This window comes from Brevibacterium renqingii (assembly GCF_017808105.1).
Taxonomy (GTDB): Bacteria; Actinomycetota; Actinomycetes; order Actinomycetales; family Brevibacteriaceae; genus Brevibacterium; species Brevibacterium renqingii.
Genome location: NZ_JADBHF010000018.1, coordinates 28,643 through 49,344, shown reverse-complemented (window position 1 = coordinate 49,344; position 20,702 = coordinate 28,643). Strand labels below are relative to the sequence as shown.

General features: G+C 65.8%; 18 protein-coding genes and 1 tRNA gene. 15 read left to right on the top strand and 4 right to left on the bottom strand.

Translation table 11 applies throughout. From position 1 onward, the window contains the following. Positions 1-63 precede the first annotated feature (63 nt). From rph to IHE57_RS15285, 7 genes are all read left to right on the top strand, one after another. Complete coding sequence (gene rph, locus IHE57_RS15315) at positions 64-786, top strand: ribonuclease PH (RefSeq protein ID WP_209374438.1); 723 nt, start codon at positions 64-66, stop codon at positions 784-786. After that, positions 783-1,388 carry an RdgB/HAM1 family non-canonical purine NTP pyrophosphatase gene (gene rdgB, locus IHE57_RS15310; protein ID WP_209325445.1) on the top strand — a complete coding sequence of 202 codons (606 nt, stop codon included), beginning with the start codon at positions 783-785 and terminating at the stop codon, positions 1,386-1,388. The genes rph and rdgB overlap by 4 nt, the downstream gene beginning before the upstream one ends. A gap of 127 nt (positions 1,389-1,515) precedes the next feature. Continuing rightward, positions 1,516-3,015, top strand: coding sequence for an ABC transporter substrate-binding protein (locus IHE57_RS15305; protein ID WP_209374436.1), 1,500 nt, complete (start codon positions 1,516-1,518; stop codon positions 3,013-3,015). Positions 3,016-3,027: 12 nt separating this feature from the next. Continuing rightward, positions 3,028-3,975 (top strand): ABC transporter permease, encoded by a 948-nt coding sequence (locus tag IHE57_RS15300; RefSeq protein ID WP_209325438.1) that lies wholly within the window; start codon positions 3,028-3,030, stop codon positions 3,973-3,975. 71 nt (positions 3,976-4,046) lie between these two features. After that, entirely contained in the window at positions 4,047-4,916 is an 870-nt protein-coding gene (locus IHE57_RS15295; RefSeq protein ID WP_246475926.1) for an ABC transporter permease, read from the top strand. After that, positions 4,909-6,735 (top strand): dipeptide ABC transporter ATP-binding protein, encoded by a 1,827-nt coding sequence (locus tag IHE57_RS15290; RefSeq protein ID WP_209374434.1) that lies wholly within the window; start codon positions 4,909-4,911, stop codon positions 6,733-6,735. Before IHE57_RS15295 ends, IHE57_RS15290 begins: the two co-directional genes overlap by 8 nt. Positions 6,736-6,766: 31 nt before the next feature. Continuing rightward, positions 6,767-8,188, top strand: a complete 1,422-nt coding sequence (locus tag IHE57_RS15285) for an amidase (RefSeq protein WP_366933987.1) — start codon at positions 6,767-6,769, stop codon at positions 8,186-8,188. 60 nt (positions 8,189-8,248) lie between these two features. Here the strand turns inward: IHE57_RS15285 and IHE57_RS15280 are convergent, their stop codons facing one another. Next, on the bottom strand, positions 8,249-9,994 hold the full coding sequence (locus IHE57_RS15280; RefSeq protein WP_209374431.1) for a zinc ribbon domain-containing protein: 1,746 nt from the start codon (positions 9,992-9,994) through the stop codon (positions 8,249-8,251). A 137-nt stretch (positions 9,995-10,131) separates the two neighbouring features. Here IHE57_RS15280 and IHE57_RS15275 point away from each other — a divergent pair, with 137 nt between their 5' ends. Beyond that, on the top strand, positions 10,132-11,403 hold the full coding sequence (locus IHE57_RS15275; RefSeq protein WP_209374430.1) for a cell division protein PerM: 1,272 nt from the start codon (positions 10,132-10,134) through the stop codon (positions 11,401-11,403). A 39-nt stretch (positions 11,404-11,442) separates the two neighbouring features. Here the strand turns inward: IHE57_RS15275 and IHE57_RS15270 are convergent, their stop codons facing one another. Continuing rightward, positions 11,443-11,895 (bottom strand): hypothetical protein, encoded by a 453-nt coding sequence (locus IHE57_RS15270; RefSeq protein WP_209374429.1) that lies wholly within the window; start codon positions 11,893-11,895, stop codon positions 11,443-11,445. Between the two features lie 102 nt (positions 11,896-11,997). On the opposite strand from IHE57_RS15270, the gene purN reads away from it, so the two are divergent. The 4 genes from purN (at position 11,998) to IHE57_RS15250 (ending at position 14,921) form a co-directional block, all read left to right on the top strand. After that, positions 11,998-12,621: a phosphoribosylglycinamide formyltransferase gene (gene purN, locus IHE57_RS15265; protein ID WP_209374428.1), complete on the top strand. Its 624-nt coding sequence runs from the start codon at positions 11,998-12,000 to the stop codon at positions 12,619-12,621. Between the two features lie 49 nt (positions 12,622-12,670). Then, the gene (purH, locus tag IHE57_RS15260; protein ID WP_209374427.1) at positions 12,671-14,215 is read left to right on the top strand and encodes a bifunctional phosphoribosylaminoimidazolecarboxamide formyltransferase/IMP cyclohydrolase; all 1,545 of its coding nucleotides are present in this window, start codon (positions 12,671-12,673) and stop codon (positions 14,213-14,215) included. Position 14,216: 1 nt separating this feature from the next. After that, positions 14,217-14,558 carry a DUF3017 domain-containing protein gene (locus tag IHE57_RS15255; protein ID WP_209374426.1) on the top strand — a complete coding sequence of 114 codons (342 nt, stop codon included), beginning with the start codon at positions 14,217-14,219 and terminating at the stop codon, positions 14,556-14,558. A 180-nt stretch (positions 14,559-14,738) separates the two neighbouring features. Beyond that, complete coding sequence (locus tag IHE57_RS15250) at positions 14,739-14,921, top strand: antitoxin (protein ID WP_209325429.1); 183 nt, start codon at positions 14,739-14,741, stop codon at positions 14,919-14,921. Between the two features lie 117 nt (positions 14,922-15,038). Here the strand turns inward: IHE57_RS15250 and IHE57_RS15245 are convergent, their stop codons facing one another. After that, positions 15,039-17,555: a UvrD-helicase domain-containing protein gene (locus IHE57_RS15245; RefSeq protein ID WP_209374424.1), complete on the bottom strand. Its 2,517-nt coding sequence runs from the start codon at positions 17,553-17,555 to the stop codon at positions 15,039-15,041. 116 nt (positions 17,556-17,671) lie between these two features. Beyond that, entirely contained in the window at positions 17,672-18,067 is a 396-nt protein-coding gene (locus IHE57_RS15240; RefSeq protein ID WP_209374422.1) for a hypothetical protein, read from the bottom strand. Positions 18,068-18,131: 64 nt separating this feature from the next. On the opposite strand from IHE57_RS15240, the gene IHE57_RS15235 reads away from it, so the two are divergent. From IHE57_RS15235 to IHE57_RS15225, 3 genes are all read left to right on the top strand, one after another. Further along, a tRNA-Gln gene (locus tag IHE57_RS15235) sits at positions 18,132-18,203 on the top strand. 32 nt (positions 18,204-18,235) lie between these two features. After that, complete coding sequence (glmU, locus tag IHE57_RS15230) at positions 18,236-19,693, top strand: bifunctional UDP-N-acetylglucosamine diphosphorylase/glucosamine-1-phosphate N-acetyltransferase GlmU (RefSeq protein ID WP_209374420.1); 1,458 nt, start codon at positions 18,236-18,238, stop codon at positions 19,691-19,693. Then, positions 19,686-20,657 carry a ribose-phosphate diphosphokinase gene (locus IHE57_RS15225; protein ID WP_209325425.1) on the top strand — a complete coding sequence of 324 codons (972 nt, stop codon included), beginning with the start codon at positions 19,686-19,688 and terminating at the stop codon, positions 20,655-20,657. Before glmU ends, IHE57_RS15225 begins: the two co-directional genes overlap by 8 nt. Positions 20,658-20,702: the final 45 nt, after the last annotated feature.

Here is a 20,702-nt window from a genome sequence, read left to right as displayed (position 1 = left end):
ACGCTCGCAAAAGAGAGCGCGGCAGCAACCGACACCGCAATCGAGACATGAAAGAGGCACACAGTGCGAGCAGACGGCCGTGCAGCAGACGAACTCCGTGAAGTCCGGATCACCCCCGACTGGATCAACACCGCCGAAGGATCCGCGCTCGTGGAATTCGGCAGCACCCGCGTCCTCTGCGCCGCTTCGCTGACCGAGGGGGTGCCTCGCTGGCTCAAGGGACAGGGCCGCGGCTGGGTCACCGCAGAGTACGCGATGCTGCCGCGGGCCACGGACTCACGCAGCACACGCGAGTCGGTCAAGGGCAAACAGGGCGGACGCACTCACGAGATCTCCCGTCTCATCGGCCGCAGCCTGCGGGCTGTCATCGACATGGACAAGCTCGGCGAGAACACGCTCGTCCTCGACTGCGACGTCCTCCAGGCCGACGGCGGCACCCGCACGGCCTCGATCACCGGTGCCTACGTGGCGCTGGCGAAGGCCATCGACAAGGGGCGCTCGACCGGGCTGATCCCCGCCGCCCACCAGCCGCTCATCGACTCAGTGGCGGCCGTCAGCGTCGGCATCATCGATGGAGAGCCCCTCCTCGACCTGCCGTACGTCGAGGACTCCCGCGCCGAGACGGACATGAATGTCGTCATGACCGGGTCCGGAAAGTTCATCGAAGTCCAGGGCACCGCCGAGGGCGCACCGTTCGACCGCGATGAGCTCGGCAAACTGCTCGACCTCGCCGGCCACGGGTGCACCGAACTCACCCGCATCCAGTCCGAAGTGCTCGCCGGATGACGACCTTCGTCCTCGCCACTCACAATGAGGGCAAGAAGCGCGAGCTGCTGACCATCCTCGGACCCGTCCTCGGCTCCGACACCCAGGTGCTCACCGCCGCCGAGGCAGGACTCGGCGATGTCGCCGAAACCGGAGTCACGTTCACCGAGAACGCGCTCATCAAGGCGCGTGCCGCGGCTGCGGCGACCGGTCACACCGCCATCGCCGACGACTCGGGCATCAGCGTCGACGTCCTCGGCGGGGCACCGGGCATCTTCTCCGCCCGCTGGTCCGGCCGACACGGCGACGATCGGGCCAACCTCGAACTCCTGCTCGCGCAGCTGTCGGACATCGCGTCCGAACACCGTGGTGCGCAGTTCCGCTGTGCGGCGGCCGCCGTGACCGCTGACGGCCGCGAATTCACCACCGAGGGCATCATGCCCGGGCGTCTTGCCACCGAGCCGGAGGGAGAGAACGGCTTCGGCTACGATCCGATCTTCGTGCCCGAAGGGTCGACGATCAGCGCCGCACAGATGAGTCCGGAAGAGAAGAATTCCCGTTCCCACCGTCGACTCGCCTTCGATGCCCTGGCCGAGATCCTGGCGGAGGAGCCGAACCTCTGAAGGCCGCCGCCCCGCAGGCTCCAGCATGCGAACGTGAGCGCCTCACCAGGTGAGAACATCGGATACACTGGCGATGCTTGTGTGTTGGTGAACGGCCCTTCGGCGGTCGGCGATTTCGAGGAGAACAATGAAGACTCCGCGCATGTGGGTGGCGGGCGCTGCCGCTGCGAGCCTGTTGCTGACAGCCTGCTCGGCAGGAGCATCCGACTCGGGCAGTGAGGCGGAGGAGAAGGACTCGATGAGCATCGCGTTCACCGCCGAGCCCGTGAACCTCGACTTCACGTCCACTTCGGGTGTGGCCATCCCAGAGGCCCTGATGGAGAACGTCTACGAATCGTTGGTCCGCCTCGATGAAGAGGGTGAGATCCAACCGGCCCTGGCCGAGGACTGGTCGCTCTCCGAGGACCGCAAGACCTACACCTTCGACCTGCGCCGAAATGTGACGTTCTCCAATGGCGCAGACCTGACCAGTGAGGACGTGAAATTCTCCTACGAGCGGGTGCAGAACGACTGGAAGAACGCGCTGAAGTCGAAGATGGACATCGTCGAGTCCATCGAGACCCCGGACGAACACACCGTCGAGATCGAGCTGGAGAGGCCGTCGAACACCTGGCTGTTCAACCTCACCAGCCTCGTCGGCGCCGTCTTCGACACCGAGGGCACGACGGACCTGGCCAATGAGGCGATCGGCACTGGGCCCTTCGCGATCGAGGAATTCACTCGCGGCCAGTCGATCGACTTCGCCGCCAGAGATGACTACTGGGGTGAGAAGCCGGCGCTGAAGACCGTGGAATTCAAGTACTTCAAGGACGCGGTCTCGGCGTCGAACGCTTTGAAGTCAGGAGAGATCGACCTCGTCTCCAACCTGCAGGCTCCCGAACTCGCGGGCGAGTTCCAGAGTGACGACTACCAGATCGTCTCCGGCACCACGAATGGCGAAGTCGTGCTGTCGATGAACAATGCAGAAGGCATCTTCAAGGACAAGAAGGCTCGCGAAGCCGTCATGCACGCCGTCGACCGCAAGGCCGTCCTCGACACCGCCTGGGCAGGATACGGCGAACTCATCGGCTCGATGGTGCCCCCGACCGACCCCTACTACGAGGACCTCACAGGGGTGTGGGAGTACGACCCGAAGAAGGCCGAGAAGCTCGTCAGCGAGGCCGGGATCAAGGGTGAGGAGTTCACGTTCACCGTGCCCAACCTCCCGTACGCCAAAGCGATCTCCGAAATCGTGTCCGCGCAGCTCGAAGAGGTCGGGCTCAAGGCGAAGATCAAGACCCAGGAGTTCCCGGCCGTGTGGTTGGACAAGACGTTCACGGAACACGATTTCGACATGTCGGTGATCAACCACGCCGAACCGAGGGACATCCTCACGGTGTTCTCCCACGACTACTACATCGGCTACGACGATTCGTCGATCAAGAAGATCGCGAAGAAGGCCGATACGGGAACCGAAGAGGACTACATCTCGGGGATGAAGGAGATCGCGAGAACGATCACCGACGACGCGGCCTCGGACTTCCTGTTCCTGTTCCCGAACCTCGTCATCGCCAAATCCGATATCGCCGGGATCCCCGCCAACAGGGTCTCCGACGCGTTCAGGATCGCCGATCTGAGCTGGAACTGACGACTCGGTTCGATGCTCAACTACGCGCTCAGCCGCGCGACCCAGTTCGCGCTCTCCCTCATCTTCGCTTCTGTGGTGGTCTTCGCTCTGATGAGCCTTCTGCCGGGAAACGCCGCACAGGTGGCTCTGGGCACGAATGCCACTCCTGAGGCGGTGGCGGCACTCGAAGCCCAATACGGTCTCGATCGGCCGCCCGTGATCCGGTACTTCGACTGGGTGCTCGGAATGCTCGGGGGAGATTTCGGCACCTCCTACGTGACCGGCGCCGAGATCACCCCCGTCATCGTCAGCAGCGTCCAGGTCACCGCGATCCTCGTCATCGCCGCAATCGCACTGTCGGTCGTCATCGCCGTGCCTCTGGGCACCTTCGCCGCTCTCGAGCAGCGCAACTGGATCGGGGTGACGATCTCCGCGGCGAGCCAGATCGGCATCGCGATTCCGAACTTCCTGGCCGCCATCATCCTCGTCATCGTCTTCTCGCTCACCCTCGGATGGTTCCCCTCCCAAGGGTGGATGGCACCGATCGAGGGCTTCGGTGGATTCCTGCTCCGCCTCGTCCTGCCGGTGGTCTCCCTCGCACTCGTGCAGGCCGCGATCCTCACCCGATATGTGCGGTCGGCCGTCCTCGACGTCATGCGCGAGGACTTCATCCGCACCGCCCGTGCGAAGGGTCTGACCCGGACGAAGGCCCTGTTCGTCCACGGGCTTCGCAATGCTGCGATCCCTGTGATCACCGTCGCCGGCGTCCAGCTGGCGACCCTGCTGGTCGGAGCCGTGATCATCGAGCAGATCTTCGTCCTGCCCGGCATCGGCTCCGAACTCGTCCGGGCGGTGGCCAACCGCGACCTCGTCGCCGTCCAGGGCATCGTCATGGTCCTCGTCCTGCTGGTGCTCATCATCAACCTCGTGGTCGACATCCTCGTGCCCGTAATCGACCCACGCATCAGGAGCGCCGCATGAGCCACAGACCCACCGGTGCCCAGAACCCCCGCGACGCCGCCGGCGTCGCCGCGCCCCCAGCGACCGCCGCGATGGCGATGGGACCGACCGAATCCCGCCGTTCGGCGCTGCGCCTCAACGCCTCGATGGTCATCGGCGCCGTGCTCGTCGTCCTCATCCTCGGTCTCGCGCTCGTCTCGTTCTTCTGGACCCCCTACGATCCTGGTGAGATCGATCCGGTCGCGCGACTGCAGTCCGGCAGCCTCGACCATCCGTTCGGCACCGACAAGTTCGGCCGTGACACGCTGACCTGGGTGATGTACGGGGCGAGGATCACCCTGCTGGTCGGCGTCGTCGCTGTCGGCATCGCCCTGCTCATCGGCACGCCGATCGGCATCATCGCCGCGATCTTCGCGAAGCAGCCGTGGGGCATCTGGATCGATGCGGTCATCATGCGTGCCAATGACATCCTCCTGGCGTTCCCCGCACTGCTGCTGGCGATCGTCTTCGCCGCGGTGTTCTCCCCGGGCACCGGTCCGGCCATGGTGGCCGTGGGCATCGCGGCGATTCCCGGCTTCGCCCGGGTGGCCAGGTCGGGGACCCTGCAGGTGCTCGGGTCCGAATACGTGCGCGCGGCCAAGGCCTCCAACCGCGGGGCCCCGGCCATCGCCGCAGTCCACGTGCTGCCCAACATCGCCGGCATGGTCATCGTCCAGGCCTCGGTGGCCTTCGCGATCTCCGTCCTTGCCGAGGCGGGGCTGTCCTTCCTCGGCCTCGGCACGCAGGCGCCCGTCCCCTCCTGGGGACGGATGCTCCAGGAGTCACAGCAGTTCCTGTCCACCCATCCGGAGCTCGCGCTGTGGCCGGGAGTGTTCATCGCCCTCGCGGTGCTCGGGTTCAACCTCCTCGGCGATGGGCTCCGTGACCGCTTCGACCCGAAGATGGAGGCGCGTGGTGCCTGAGAATCTGCTCGAGGTCCGCAACCTCACGATCACCCCTGCCGGTGCCGAGACTCCTGTGCTCCACGATGTGAGTCTGAGCCTGGCCTCGGGGGAGAGAGTCGGTCTGATCGGAGAGTCCGGATCGGGAAAGTCCCTCACCGCCCAGTCCGTGATGGGGCTGCTGCCCGAGGAGCTGCACGCGCAGGGACAGGTGAGTCTGGCAGGCCATGACGGCAATCTCCTCGACGCCGACGAAAGGACCATGGCCGCGCTGCGCTCGGACATCGTGTCCATGGTGTTTCAGGAACCCATGAGCGCACTCAACCCGCTCATGCGCATCGGCGACCAGATCGCCGAGGTGCTGCGCATCCACGGCAAGGTGCCGCGGACGCAGATCCCGGCACGCGTGCTCGCGCTTCTCAGCGACGTCCACATGCCCGACCCCGACAGCGCCCGCTACGCCTTTCCTCACCAGATGTCCGGCGGTCAGCGGCAACGGGTGATGTTGGCGATCGCCCTGGCGAACTCCCCGCGGCTGCTCATCTGCGACGAACCGACCACCGCCCTCGACGTGACCGTGCAGAGGCGCATGCTCGACCTCATCGCCGAACGCGTGGCAGCCGTGCATGCGGGGATGCTGTTCATCACCCATGACCTGGCCGTCGTGGCCGGTGTCTGCGACCGAGTCATCGTCATGTACCGCGGTCGCATCGTCGAGACCGGTCCCGTCGACAGGATCTTCTCCGCACCCGAGCACGAATACACGCGCGGTCTGCTGGCGTCCTCGGACCTCGAGGCCACGGACGACCACGGGCGACTCTTCACTCTGAAGACCGCGCTCGCCTACACCGGTCCGCGTATGCCGACTGCCGAAGGCGGTGAAGGGCGCGCGCTCGCACCCGACGACGAGAGGCGAGATCCGTCCCCGGCGCAGCGAACGGGTTCGCTTCGTGCCGCGCGCGGCGGCGGTGCCGACGGTGCCCGCGAGAAGGAGGACAGGGCCGCCCCGGTGCGCGATTCGGCACCGCTGATCGAAGTCTCGGACGTCTCTCGCGTGTTCCGTGCCAGAGGCATGTTCGGCCGACGGCGCTCGGCCGTCACCGCTCTGGGCGGGATCGACTTCACTGTCGCCGCCGGGGAGCGTCTCGGCATCGTGGGGGAGTCGGGTTCGGGGAAGTCGACTCTGCTGAACATCCTCTCCGGCCTCGACCGTCCCACCACCGGCCGCGTCCGGGTCGGCGACATCCGCGTCGAAGCGGCGAGTGCACGGGCTCTGCGCGCGCTGCGGGAGAACCTGCAGATCGTCTTCCAGGATCCGTTCGCCTCACTCGACCCGCGCATGAGAGTCGCGGACATCGTCGCCGAGCCTCTCATCGCAGCCGGCGTCGGACAGGACGAAAGGCTCTCGCGGGTCGAGGAGATGCTCGACGCCGTCGATCTCGACGCGAAATCGCTGCGCCGCTATCCCCATCAGTTCTCGGGAGGGCAGCGGCAGCGCATCTCGATCGCTCGAGCTCTGGTGAACCGGCCGCAGATCCTCGTCGCCGATGAGCCGGTCTCCGCCCTCGACGTCTCGGTGCGGGCTCAAGTGCTCAACCTGCTCACCGACCTCGTCGACGAGTATGCGCTCACTCTGCTCTTCGTCTCCCACGACCTCGGAGTCGTCAAACACCTGTGCTCTGAGGTGATCGTGATGAAGGACGGGGCGATCGTCGAATCCGGGGCCACCGATGACATCTATGCGAACCCGCAGGAGGAGTACACCCGTCGCCTCATCGCGGCGACCCCGAGCTTGGCCGAGGCGCTCGCCGCAGGCGGCCGAGTCGAATCGGGCATCTGAGCCACAGAACCATCGAGAGAAAGGGCAGCACGTGAGCACCACCACGCTCGCCGATCACACCGCAGCCGAGCTCGCGGCCGGATTCGCCGCCGGGGACTTCGACCCGATCGAGGTCCACGGCGCCGTCGTCGACCGCATGGACGAATGCGAACCGGTCATCAACGCCCTCTGCCACCGCGATGACGAACGGTCCCGGGCGGCGGCCGTGGCCAGCGCCGCGCGATGGCGTGAAGGCAGGCCCCTGAGCGATCTCGACGGTGTTCCGGTGACCATCAAAGAGAACATCGCTCGTCGAGGCGTGCCCATTCCCAGCGGCCATGCGTGGGTCGAGGTGCCCGTTGCCGAACACGACGCCCCGATCACGCAGAGGCTGGAGGAGGCCGGAGCCGTCATCCTCGGCTCCACGACGATGCCGGATTGGGGGATGCTGTCCTCGGGCGTCTCGTCTCTGCACGGAGTGACGCGCTCGCCGCTCGACCCCGCACTCACAACCGGCGGTTCGAGTGCCGGAGCCGGAGCGGCGGCCGCAGCCGGTTACGGCCCCATCCACATCGGCTCGGATATCGGCGGTTCGATCCGCCTGCCGTGCACATGGCTCGGGCTGGCCGGACTCAAACCCAGCTTCGGCAGAGTCCCCCTCGACGCCCCCTATCTCGGCCGGTGCGCCGGCCCGCTCGCGCGGGAGATGAACGATGTCAAAGCTGCCATGGACATCATCTCGGCTCCCGACGAGCGGGACTATTCCCGCCTGCCGCGCTTCGCGGTCGACGATGTGCGTCACCATCCCGAGAGTGAGTCGGGCGTCGCGTTCGACCCGCGTGGGCTGCGTATCGGGCTGCAGCTCGACGCCGGCTGCGGGGTGGGAGTCGACGGGCAGGTCCGCGCCACCATCGCCGAGGCGGCCGACCGCTACGCCGCGGCCGGTGCCGAGATCGTCGCGGTCGACCCGTTCATCGACGACGGCCTGCTGCGCGACATGGATCTGTTCTGGCGCGTGCGCTCGTGGGCTGACCTGAAGGCGCTGCCGGTCGAGGAACAGGCGCTCATCCTGCCTTACATCCAGCAGTGGGCCCAGGACGGAGCCGATATCAGCGGTGTGCAGCTGATGAACTGCTACCACAGCGTCCAGGAGATCCGACGGCGCACGGTCGCGGCCACTGCCGATCTCGACCTGATGATCTCTCCCACCGCTCCGGATGCGGCGTTCCCGGCCGAACAGCCGATGCCCTACCCAGAGGTGCACGAGCCGATGGGACATATCGGCTTCACTATGCCCTTCAACATGTCCGAACAGCCGGCAGCGACCGTATTGGCCGGGTTCATGGCCGACGGCCGGACCATCGGCGCACAGATCTCGGGGCGTCGCTTCGCCGACGAATTCGTCATGGCCGCCGGGGCCTGGTTCGAAGCCTCGGCCGGTCTGAAGCCGCCGGAGCGAGCAGCTGTGAACTGAGCTCGGTGAGGCGCCGAGGGCACCGGATGCAGAGATCGGGATGCAGAAGGCCCGTCTCGGTCAGAAGTCGAAGAACTCGACCGAAAGCTTGTCTCCGTCGATCTTCACGCTGCCGGAGACCGACAGCGAATTGCCGTTCGAGAAGTACGAGGATCCGGCCTTCTTGCCGTCGACCGTGAAGTTGAACTTTCCGGGCTTCTCGGTGAAGAACGAACCGGTGTTCGTGTCGCCCGCGCCGAAGCTGGCCTTCACCTTGGGCATCTCCTTCATGTCCCACTTCGCAGTGTTCTTCTTCGCCAGATCATCGAGCTTCTTGTCCGAACCGCCGACCGGGATCTCGGTAGGATCGAACTTGATGAACTTGCACTTGGGCTCGATGCTCTTGTTGTCGAAGCATTTCTCGAGTTCGGCCTCGACCTGCTTCTGAACTTCCTTCTCGAACGCCTTCGTCGGCGCCAGATCGAGGTTGAGGGTGGTGGGGGCGACCTGCCCCTCGTTCGGCTTTCCGCCCGGGGCGAAGGCCTTGGGGAAGTTCACTCCGGCAGTGTCGGATGCCTCTGAGACCCACTTGCTCGAGGGGATCTTGAACTCGTAGTTGCCGGGGTAGACGGCGAACGAGGTGGTGCCGGACTTCGCCTTGTAGTCCTCGCCGTTGACGGTGAGGCCGTCCGCGGCGGGGATGTCGAGGGAGACGACGTTGAGTTCGGGACCGGTCAGCGTCCATTTGTCGAAGAACAGATCCTGCTTGCCGTCCTTCTTGGCAGACAGTTCCACGTTGTACGGGCTGCCGTCGAGTTCGTAGGACACGACTACGGTGCCTTTGTCCCCGTCGACCTTGGAGGACTCGACCTTGGCCTTCTCGATCTTCGCCGACGAGGGTTCGGTGAATTCCTTCGACAGCAGATCGACGTTCGTGCCCTCCGGGCGTGGTGAGGGTGCGATCTTCTCCGCGGCGGCGAAGTCTCCCTTGTTCAGGGCGGCGACGTAGTCCTCGGCCACCTTGTCCGGGCCGTAGTTGTTCTTGTTGACGCTGCCGATGACGAGGAAGCCGACGAGGACGAGGACGATGACGAGACCCACGGCGCCGAGAGTGATGAAGAGCGGAAGTCTGCTCTTCTTCTGTGGACGCGAATCCGCACGGGAAGCAGCGGCCTGAGAGCCGGCGAAGCCGGGGGCCGGCGCAGGCTGGGGAATCGCCTGGGACTGCCCGGGACCCGAACCCGTCCGGTTGTGATTCGGCCCCGAGCCGGTCTGGAACTGACCTGCCTGATTCTGCGCCCCGGGGTAGGCGGGGCCACCCGGATACGGGCCGCCCGGATACGGGCCGTTCTGGTACTGACCGCCCTGGTGCTGATTGCTCTGGGAGTGGCTGCTCGGTGCCGGAGCCACAGTGGGACGGGGCGGCGCACTCTCGGCGGAACCGCCGAACTGAGGGGCCGGAGGAGGCGTCCGTCCTTCGCCGGCGCTCGGCTGGTCGGCCGAGGTCCCCAGCGGGGGCGCCTCGTCGTCGGGCACGGATGAGCTTTCGGAGGTCTGCGGCTGCGCGGATGGATCGTCGAAGTCGGGCGCGGGCAACGCCTGTGTCGCCTCGGCGTCCGAGGATGAGGCCGAGCCCGGGATCTCAGGAGCGTCCGAGTCTTCGCGGGATTCGGCCTGCGGGGCCGTCGATGAATTCGTCTCCTCGGCAGGCGTCGGGCGCTCGCGCCCCTCGTCCGTCGGGTGCTCCGAATGAGGCTTGGCACCGCCGGTCTCCGGAGGCTCGCTGGGTGGTGGCGGGAAATGGGGGTGATCGTTCCCGTTGCTCATCGTTGGATTCATCCTTTGTGTGTACAAGCCTGTCCTGGCGCAATTGTACGTCCCGGAACAGAGAATCGCCTTACCTGCGCAGGGAATCGCGTCGTCAATACCGAGAAGCGGCCCCGAAGTCAGCGAAAATGGGGATGATGCACACTTCTCCTCACCCCCAGTTCCTTCGTCGCACGGTCTTCGCAGCATTCCTCGAAGTCGTGAAGATCGACCTCATCGTCGTACCGGTCGCCTTCGTCGCGGCGACGGTCTTCTGGATCGTCGGACTCGGCTCACAGCTGCCCTATTCGGTGATTCCGGAGTGGGCATTCGCGCTGTGGGCGGCGGTCTCGGGTCTCAGTGTCTCGACTCTCGGCTTCGACTTCTCCCTGGCGCCGAGCCTGGTCACTCTCGGCCTGTGGTTCCTCGTGGCCGCTGCCGTTCGGCGACTGATCGCAGGCTGCGCAGCCGGGGGAGCGGACGACGGCGAGGACGTCCCGGGCGATTGGTGGAAGGCGGCAGCGGCCGCCTTGGCCACGTTCGTCCTCGCGTACGCCGGTCCGCTGCTCGCTCTCGCTGTCTTGGTCGGGGAGGCCACAGTGACTCCTCTGGGCTTCGGCCGTCTCTTCCTCTTCCTCGTCTCCGCCGTGGCCTTCGGCTTCTTCCGGGCCCGCGGCATCGGTGACATCCCGGGACTGCGCGTGATCGACGACGAGATCTGGGATATCGGCACCAGGCTGGTCCGTCGCCTGCTGTGGGGCGCTCTGGCCGCGTCGCTGATCGTGCTCGCGGCCGGCCTCGTCCTCCGCCGGCATGATGTCGCCGAGTCCCTGCAGGTCTACAGCTCACCGGTCGCCGCCGGCGTCGGTCTGCTCATCGTCCAGTTGCTGTTCGCCCCGGGAATTCTCTACTCGGTGCTGTCATGGAGCGCGGGCACCGGCGTCGGACTCGGAGGATCGGCATCGAGTTCGGCATTCCACTCGACCACCTCGCCGCTGCCCGATGTTCCCGTGCTGCAGCTGCTCACCGGGGACTACCCGGCGTGGACCGTGGCCGCGCCGGCGCTTCTCATCCTTCTGGGTCTGCTGTCGACCATTCTCGGACGAGCCCGCGCCGCTGAGGTGCGCGAGGGTGCGTGGACGGGGATCGGCGTCGCTGCGGTGCTCGTCTTCGTCTGCTTCGAGGTCCTCGCGCTCTTCTCGAGCGGCGCGCTGGGACCGTTGGGGCTGTCCGACTTCGGGCCCTCGCCCCTGACTTCGGCCGTGGCCGTCACGGCCTGGATCGGTGTGGGAATGGCGATCGGGCTGCTGCTGATCAGACTCTCCGCGCTGCAGGCCGAGCCGCAGGACGACGATTCCGTATTCTTCGGAGAGGATGCCGAAGGATACGGCGACGACAGTGCCCGTTTCGGTGAGGACGAGCCCCGGTGACGGTTCAGCTGCCGGCGGGCGTGCCTGGCAGGTGCGAACTCACTGAGTGCCCGGCAGGTCGAGGTCCTGGCCGGTGATCTGCTTGAACCAGTCGCCCAGGCCCGTCTGGTAGTCGCTCGTGCACGACAGCTGAGCCTGCTGAGTGATCGCATCGCGCAGGCACTCCTCGTACTTCGACTGCACCGGCCAGAGGATGACCGAGGACATCGTCGAGAAGATGAGGTAGAGGCTGAGCAGACCGCCGAGGATGCCCAAGGACATGTTCCTTCGCTGCTTCGTCCTCACCACGGCGACGATGTACTTCACCGACCAGACGACCGCAGCGATCGCGAAGCCGATGGCGGCGAGTTTGAACGGCAGCTGATACGTGAATGTCAGCACCGATGCGAGGATCAGCAGGATCAGGACGAGTCCGTGTCGTGCCGGAGCGGCCTGTCTCTCCTCCTCGGGAGTCGGCGCCTTCTTCTCTTCGGTGCTGTTTGGTGACGTCACCGTGCCAGTTTCTCACAGTCGACCGGCAAATGCTTCGACGGACTGAATCCGCGGTCCGGCCGCAGGAGAACGACTGTCAACGGCAGACGTTAGACTGGACGGGTGCGCATCGTTCTTCTGGCTTCAGGCTCCGGTACCCTCACGCAGGCGGTCATCGACGCATTCGCCGCCGGCACCCGCGGAGTCGAGATCCTGGCCGTCGGTTCGGATACGTCCACCGCCGGAGTTCTCGGCCGGGCCCGCAGGCACGACATTCCGACCTTCGTCGTCCGCCCCAAGGACTTCGCCGACCGTGACGCATGGAATGAGCAGCTCAGGGACACCGTCGCTCAGCTCGACCCTGACTGGGTGGTGTCGGCAGGATTCATGCGCATCCTCGGCCCGAGTTTCGTCGCGGAGTTCTCACACCGGATCATCAACACGCACCCGGCGCTTCTGCCGGCATTCCCCGGCGCGCACGGGGTCCGCGATGCGCTCGCCCACGGGGTGAAGCTGACCGGCGGCACCATCCACCTCGTCGACACCGGGGTCGACACCGGCCCGATCATCACCCAATACGTCGTGCCCATCGGAGATGACGACACCGAAGAGACCGTCCACGAACGCATCAAGACCCGTGAGCGGGACGAGCTCGTGCGCCTGCTGGCACACCTCGCTCACACTGATCTCGTCATCGAGGGCCGACATGTCCGCGGATATGCCGCCTCGGCGACGGCCGCAAACTGAACCCCGCCGTGAGAAGAGACGACCGGCAACCGAACCTCGAGGAGGATCTGTGACAGGAACCCGCGCGATCAAGAGAGCGCTGATCAGCGTCTACGACAAGACCGGCCTGGAGGACCTGGCTCGCGGACTCCATGCCGCCGGAGTCCAGATCGTGTCGACCGGATCGACGGCTGCGAAGATCGCCGAGGCGGGAGCGGATGTGACGAAGGTCGAAGAGCTGACCGGGTTCCCCGAATGCCTCGAAGGTCGGGTCAAGACTCTGCACCCGCGCGTGCACGCCGGCATCCTCGCCGATTCCCGCAAACCCGAGCACCGGGACCAGCTCGCCGAACTCGAGATCGAACCCTTCGACCTCGTCATCGTCAACCTCTATCCCTTCACGGACACGGTGGCCAGCGGCGCCGGGTTCGATGAGTGCATCGAACAGATCGACATCGGCGGACCATCGATGGTGCGTGCGGCCGCGAAGAACCATCCCACGGTCTCGGTCGTGACCGATCCGGCCGACTACCCGGCCGTGCTCGAAGCCGCAGAAGGAGAAGGATTCGATCTCGCGGCCAGGCGCTCCTTCGCCGCCCGGGCCTTCGCACACACGGCCGCCTACGACTCTGCGGTCGCCTCGTGGTTCGCTTCCGAACTCGCGGAGGACAGCCAAGCGGCATTCGCCGGGGTCACCGGTGAGAAGATCGCTGACCTGCGCTACGGGGAGAACCCGCATCAGGCCGCCGCGATCTACTCCGACGGCACTCGCGGCATCGCGGGGGCCGAACAGCTGGGCGGCAAGGCGATGTCATACAACAACTACACCGACACCGATGCCGCGATCCGCGCGGCCTTCGACTTCGACCAGCCGGCCGTGGCCATCATCAAACACGCGAACCCGTGCGGCATCGCCGTCGGTGAGACCGCGGCCGCTGCGCACAGGGCCGCTCACGAGTGCGATCCGGTCTCGGCCTACGGGGGAGTGATCGCGACGAACCGTGAGGTCGATGCCGAGCTGGCCGGTTCGATCAAACCGATCTTCACCGAATGCCTGGCGGCGCCGTCGTTCAGCGACGAGGCCCTGGAGATCCTGTCGACGAAGAAGAACCTGCGTCTGCTCGAACTCGGCGAGATCGACGTTCCTGCCTCGGAGGTCAAGCCGATCAGCGGCGGTTTCCTCGTCCAGGACCGCGACGCCTTCCAAGCCGAGGGCGACCGGCCGGAGAACTGGACGCTGGCTGCGGGCAAGGCCGCGACGCCGGAGGTCCTCGCCGATCTCGCGTTCGCCTGGAAGGCCGGACGAGCCGTGAAGTCCAATGCGATCCTGCTGGCCAAGGGCGAAGCCTCCGTCGGCGTGGGTATGGGGCAGGTCAACCGGGTCGATTCGGCGAGGCTGGCCGTCGAGCGTGCCGGTGCCGAACGCGCAGCCGGCTCCGTCGCCGCATCCGACGCCTTCTTCCCGTTCCCCGACGGTCTCCAGATCCTCATCGACGCCGGAGTCACCGCCGTGGTGCAGCCGGGCGGATCGATCCGCGACGAGGAAGTCATCGCGGCCGCAGAGGAGGCCGGCGTCACGATGTATCTGACCGGGAGCCGCCATTTCTTCCACTGAGATGAAGCGACCTCACCCCCGCCACGCACGGCGGGGGAGAGGCCCGATCGCCAAGCGATGGATCTACTGGAAGCGCCGGTATGCGCACCCCACGCGCCGCGATTGGGTGCTGCTCGGATGCCTGCTGGGAGCCGTTGCCGCGGCTGGATGCTCATTCGTCGATTTCCGGCTCGGCGCCGTCGTCTTGGCTGCCGTGCCGGCCGGCCTCGCCGTGTTCCGAGCGATGCCTCCGCCGTGGAACGAAGTGTGGACCAACCGCTCGAAGGCCGTCGACATCACCACCTGTCTCCTGTTCGCGGTGCTGCTGGTCGCCCTGGCGTTCCTCGTCCCACCGTCTCGGTGACGCAAGGCGGGTCCCACCGTCCCGGTGACGCAAGGCGGCTTGAGCTGATGATTGCTTTGGCCGCCTTTATGTGCATTCGCTGAGAAATGCGACTGTGCGGTGTCGCAACCTCGCTATAGATGGCAGGGTGAAAGACGTCAAGAGGTTCGCTTCGAACCTTTTCCGTTGAAAGGAGACAGTATGGGACTGGACGATCTGACGAACAAAGCCAAGGACGCCATGAATAGCGACAAGGGTGAGCAGATCAGCGACCAGGGCCTGGACAAGGCTGCTGACGCCGCCAACAATGTCACCGGTGGAAAGTTCGAGGACCAGGTCAACAAGGGCCGCGACGGAGCCGATGGCAAGTTCGGCAACGAATGATCTTCACTCCATAGCCGCGTCCGGCATGGAACAGGCGCCGAGGAGAACTCACGTTCACCTCGGCGCCTTCTTCGTCTGCCCTGCCCCGGGCGCGCAGGGTTCAGGCGGACGTGTCGGTCAGCCGAGTTTCTCGATCGGAGCGTAGCGCAGCAGCAGCCGCTTGGAACCGGCCGAACCGAAGTCGACGACCGCGACCGTCTTGTCCCCGACCCCGTTGACCTCGGTGACGGTGCCGAGGCCGAAGGACTCGTGCGAGACCTTCTCTCCGACCTCGACAGCGATCACCTCGCGGTTGGGCCGGATCCGATTGGGGAATCCGGCCACCGGCGCAGAGGAGCCGGCGCTCGCACGCGATCGGGAGGAACTGCCCGAGGAATGAGAGGATCCGAAACCGCGTGAGGATCCGGAATAGCCCGTCGAATAGCCGCTGGAGCCGTAACCGCCCGAACCGTATCCGCCGGAGAGCCCACCGGGGAAACCGCCGGAGAAGCTGCCCGTGTTCTCCCACGTGATGAGGTTCTCCGGGATCTCGGAGAGGAACCGGCTCGGAGGATTGTACTGCGGCTGACCCCACATGCTGCGGGTCTCGGCCCGGCTGACGAGCAGACGCTGTCGGGCACGCGTGAGGCCGACATAGGCCAGACGCCGCTCCTCGGAGAGCTCCTGCGGATTCTCGAACGACCGGGAATGGGGGAACCCGCCGTCCTCGAGGCCGGTGAGGAAGACGACGGGGAACTCCAGCCCCTTGGCCGTGTGCAGAGTCATGAGCGTGACCTGACCCAGTTCGGCGTCGGGGATCTGGTCGGTGTCCGAGGCCAGAGCCACCTGCTCGAGGAACTGATCGATGGCCGCAGGGCCCACGCCGGGCGCGGAGCCCGCCTCCGCAGCTGCGGCAGCGGAAGCGTCCTCGCTGCCCGCGGCGCCCGAGTCGGCGACCGTCTCGGTATCGTCGCTCGCACTCTCGAGCGCATCGGCGTCGGAGACGACGGCGGCCTGCCGGGTGGCGACGAAGTCCTCCGCCACAGCGACGAGCTCGGCGAGATTGTCCACTCGGGACTCGTCCTGCGGGTCGGTGCTCTTCTGCAGCGATTCGAGGTAGCCGGACTGTTCGAGGATCGCTTCGATGACTCGCGACAGCGGAGACGACTCGGCTGTCGAGCGGAGGTCCTGCATGAGGTCGTAGAACCTCTGCACCGAGGTCACGGCCCGTGAGCTCAGGTTCGGGATCTCCTCGAGGCGTCCCAGAGCCGTACAGAAGCTGATGCCCTCCCGGTCGGCGAAGTCCGCGATGAGACCTTCGGTGCGATCGCCGATGGAGCGTTTGGGGACATTGAGGATGCGCCGCAGGTTGACGTCGTCATCGGGATTCGCGATCACCCGCAGATAGGCCAGAGCGTCCTTGATCTCCTTGCGTTCGTAGAAGCGCGTGCCTCCGACGACCTTGTACGGAATGCCCGAGCGCACGAGGGCGTCCTCGATGGCTCGCGACTGAGCATTCGTGCGATAGAAGACGGCGAAGTCGCCGTAGGTGTAGCTCTCCTCGTCGATGAGGTCATCGATGCGGTCGACGATGAACCGGGCCTCGCCCTGTTCGTTCTCGGCCACCCAGCCGACGATCTGCTCGCCCGTGCCCTCCGAGGTCCACAGCTTCTTCTCCCTGCGGTCCTCGTTGTGGGCGATCACGGCATTCGCCGCGTCGAGGATGTTCTGCGTCGAGCGGTAGTTCTGCTCGAGGAGAATGGTCTCGGCGTTCGGGAAGTCCTTCTCGAACTCGACGATGTTGCGCACCGTGGCGCCGCGGAAGGCGTAGATCGACTGATCGGCATCGCCGACGACGGTGAGTTCGGCACCCGTCGCACCGCCGGCACCGTCTCCGGCCAGAGCCCTGATGAGCGCGTACTGGGCCGGGTTCGTGTCCTGGTATTCGTCGACGAGGATATGGCGGAAGCGCCGACGATAGGAGGCGGCGACCTCCGGGAAGGCGCCGAAGAGGTGGACGGTTTCGGCGATGAGGTCGTCGAAATCGAAGGCATTGGCCAGAAGCAGCCGGGAGGTATAGCGCTTGAAGACGTCCGCGAGCACCTCGTCGGCGGGGTTGTTCGGGCGGGGGACGAAGTCGTCCGGGGTCTGCAGCTCGTTCTTGAGGTTCGAGATCCGGTGCAGAACGGCCCGTGGAGCGTACTTCTTCGAGTCGAGGCCCAGTTCCTTGAGGATCTGTGCGACGAGACGCTGAGCGTCCTGTGCATCGTAGATGGTGAAGTTCGTGCTTCTGCCCAGGACCTTCGCCTCGCGACGCAGAATCCGCACGCATGCGGAGTGGAACGTCGAGACCCACATGGCGCGGGAGGCCGGCCCGACGATGGAGGACACGCGTTCGGCCATCTCCTTGGCGGCCTTGTTCGTGAAGGTGATCGCCAGCACCTCGCCCGGGTGGGCGCGTCCTGTGGCCAGAGCGTAGGCGATGCGACGAGTGAGCACAGAGGTCTTGCCCGAACCGGCACCGGCGACGATGAGCAGCGGGGAACCGGTGTAGATCACGGCTTCGCGCTGTCGCGGGTTGAGTCCGGTCAGGAGTTCGGCCGCTCGGGGGTCGGCGCCGGCGGCATGGTCGGTGTGTTCGGCTGCAGCAGTCATGTCGTCCCCAACGATACCGCCCGGGTCGGACACGGGACGATTCCCCTCACAGACACCTGACGGCGGCCCTGACACCTCGCGAGGTGTCAGGGCCGCCGTCAGGTGGTTCGAAGCGATCAGTGGACGAAGACGGCGACGAGAACGTTGATGATCGCGAAGGCGAACGTCAGATGCGCCATCGTCGCCGAGGGGTTCTTCACCGCCGTCGCCGCAGCACCTTCGGAGGGGGTGCCGCCTGCAGCGAAGGCCTTCTGCTTCCTGTTGCCGATGAAGGCGAAGACAGTGACGAGGATCGCCACGACAAGCTTGATGCCGAGCTTCATATGGTTGACGTCGCCATCGCCCATCTCGGCCAGCCCCATGAGCAGCAGGCCGGTGATCAGCTGCAGATAGGAGCCGTGCAGCATCCCGGGCATGACTTTGGGGGAGCGGATGACGGTGAAATAGCCGCCGACAATGATCGCCATTCCGACCAGATGCAGGGTCAGAAGAATCTCGCGTAGAATTTCCATAGAATTAATCGTAGTGGCATGATGGTGTCTCGTGAGCGCGGGCCCCTCTACTGGTGCACGCTGTTCCGCCCTGGTGTAATGGCAGCACGCCGGCCTTTGGAGCCGTGCAGTATAGGTTCGAATCCTATGGGCGGAGCTGGCCCGATCCGACATGCGAAGGATTCAACTATGCCGCAGACTCGTCCGACCGCCGTCATCGTCCTCGCCGCGGGCCAAGGCACCCGAATGAAGTCTTCTCTTCCCAAGGTCATGCATCCCCTCGGTGGTCGTTCCCTGCTCCATCATGCCGTCTCGGCTGCGGCCGGCACCGCTCCCGAGCATCTGGTCGTCGTCGTCAGGCATGAGCGCGAGCGGCTCGTCTCTCACCTCGACTCCCTGCCTCTGGCCGCGGAGCGTTCGCTGCTCATCGCCGATCAGGACGAGATCCCCGGCACCGGTCGCGCCGCCGAATGCGCGCTCACCCGGCTGCCCGAGGACATCAGCGGCACGGTCGTCGTCACCTACGGTGATGTGCCCCTGCTCACCGCGGAGACCATCGACGGCCTCGTCGAGGTCCACGAATCCTCCTCCAACGCCGTGACCGTCCTCTCCGCCGAGGTCGATGACCCGACCGGCTACGGCCGCATCGTCCGCGACGGCTCCGGAGCCCTGCTGCGCATCGTCGAGCAGAAGGACGCGAATGAGGACGAACGCGCCATCAGCGAGATCAACTCCGGAATCTACGCCTTCGACGCCGACGCCCTCAAGAAGGGGCTGGCATCCCTGACGACCGACAATGTGCAGGGCGAGAAGTACCTCACCGACGTCATCGGATTCTCCCGTGAGGCCGGCCTGCCCGTGGCCGCCAGCGCCACCGATGATCTGTGGCAGGTCGAAGGCGCCAATGACAGGGTGCAGCTGGCGAACCTGGGCAAGGAGCTCAATCGCCGCCAGTGCGAGAAATTCATGCGAGCCGGAGTCTCCATCATCGATCCTGACACCACCTGGATCGATGTCGATGTCTCCATCGCCGAGGACGTGACGATCCTGCCCGACACCCAGCTGCTCGGCGCCACCGACATCGCCACCGGCGCCGTCGTCGGCCCCTCCACCACGCTCAAGGACACCGAGGTGGGGGCCGGGGCGCACGTGGTGCGCACCCATGGCGAACTCGCCGTCATCGGCGCCGGAGCGGATGTCGGCCCCTTCGCCTATCTGCGTCCGGGCACCCGCCTCGGCGAATCCGGCAAGATCGGCACCTTCGTCGAGACGAAGAACGCGGACATCGGCGCCGGCGCCAAGGTTCCCCACCTGTCCTACGTCGGCGACGCCGAGATCGGCGAGGGCACGAACATCGGAGCCGCTTCGGTGTTCGTCAACTACGATGGGGTCAACAAGCACCGCACCGTCGTCGGCAAGCATGCACGCATGGGCTCGGACAACATGTATGTCGCCCCTGTCACCGTGGGCGATGGCGCCTATTCGGGTGCGAGCACGACCGTGCGCAAGGATGTCCCTGCAGGAGCGCTGGCCATCTCCGTGGCTCCGCAGCGCAACCTGGAGGGCTGGGTCCAGACAAACCGTCCCGGCACGCTTGCGGCGCAGGCGGCCGAAAACGCATCCGAAGGGGAACGGATTAGTGAATGAGATAACGACGGCGGGCGATAAGAAGCTCGTCCTGGTCAGCGGTCGGGCGAATCCCGAACTCGCCGAACAAGTCGCGGAGAATCTGGGGACCGAACTCCTCCCCACCGACATCTACAACTTCGCCAACGGAGAGATCTATGTCCGGTACTCCGAGTCGGTCCGCGGCAGTGACGTCTTCGTCCTCCAGTCGCACTGTGCGCCCATCAACGAATGGCTGATGGAGCAGCTGATCATGGTCGACGCCCTCAAGCGCGCCTCGGCCAAGCGGATCACCGTCATCGCCCCCTTCTTCCCGTACGCGCGCCAGGACAAGAAGCACCGCGGACGCGAACCCATCTCCGCCCGTCTCGTGGCCGATCTGTACAAGACGGCCGGCGCCGACCGCATCATCACCGTCGACCTGCACACCGCGCAGATCCAGGGATACTTCGACGGTCCGGTCGACCACCTCATCGCGATGCCGATCCTCGCCGGCTACGTCAAGGACAAGTATCCCGGCGAGCTCGCCGTGGTCTCTCCCGACGCCGGTCGCATCAAAGTCGCCGAGAACTGGTCGAACTCGCTGGGTGGGGTGCCACTGGCCTTCATCCACAAGACCCGCGACATCACACGTCCGAACGAGACCAAGGCCAACCGCGTCGTCGGTGAGGTCGAGGGGCGCACCTGCGTCCTCGTCGACGACATGATCGACACCGGCGGCACCATCGTCCAGGCCGCCGACGCCTGCATGGCCGCCGGCGCGAAGGGCGTCATCGTCGTGTCCACTCACGCAGTGTTCTCCGGGCCCGCCGTCGAACGCCTGTCGAACTCCGTGGCCGAAGAGGTCATCGTCACCAACACGCTGCCGCTGAGCGAGGACAAGGTGTTCGACAAGCTCACCGTGCTCTCGATCGCTCCGCTCATCGCCCGTGCCGTGCACGAAGTCTTCGAGGACGGATCGGTCACCAGCCTGTTCGAGGTCTGAGGCGGAGACGCTCCTCTCCGGGCAGTGGACTGCGCCGATGGGCCA

Bases quoted from the DNA above. Each gene is read 5' to 3' on its own strand.
- rdgB (WP_209325445.1), top strand. From the start codon at position 783: ATGACGACCTTCGTCCTCGCCACTCACAATGAGGGCAAGAAGCGCGAG.
- IHE57_RS15305 (WP_209374436.1), top strand. From the start codon at position 1,516: ATGAAGACTCCGCGCATGTGGGTGGCGGGCGCTGCCGCTGCGAGCCTG.
- IHE57_RS15300 (WP_209325438.1), top strand. From the start codon at position 3,028: ATGCTCAACTACGCGCTCAGCCGCGCGACCCAGTTCGCGCTCTCCCTC.
- IHE57_RS15295 (WP_246475926.1), top strand. From the start codon at position 4,047: ATGGCGATGGGACCGACCGAATCCCGCCGTTCGGCGCTGCGCCTCAAC.
- IHE57_RS15280 (WP_209374431.1), bottom strand. From the start codon at position 9,994: ATGAGCAACGGGAACGATCACCCCCATTTCCCGCCACCACCCAGCGAG.
- IHE57_RS15275 (WP_209374430.1), top strand. From the start codon at position 10,132: ATGCACACTTCTCCTCACCCCCAGTTCCTTCGTCGCACGGTCTTCGCA.
- IHE57_RS15255 (WP_209374426.1), top strand. From the start codon at position 14,217: ATGAAGCGACCTCACCCCCGCCACGCACGGCGGGGGAGAGGCCCGATC.
- IHE57_RS15250 (WP_209325429.1), top strand. From the start codon at position 14,739: ATGGGACTGGACGATCTGACGAACAAAGCCAAGGACGCCATGAATAGC.
- IHE57_RS15245 (WP_209374424.1), bottom strand. From the start codon at position 17,555: ATGACTGCTGCAGCCGAACACACCGACCATGCCGCCGGCGCCGACCCC.
- IHE57_RS15240 (WP_209374422.1), bottom strand. From the start codon at position 18,067: ATGGAAATTCTACGCGAGATTCTTCTGACCCTGCATCTGGTCGGAATG.
- glmU (WP_209374420.1), top strand. From the start codon at position 18,236: ATGCCGCAGACTCGTCCGACCGCCGTCATCGTCCTCGCCGCGGGCCAA.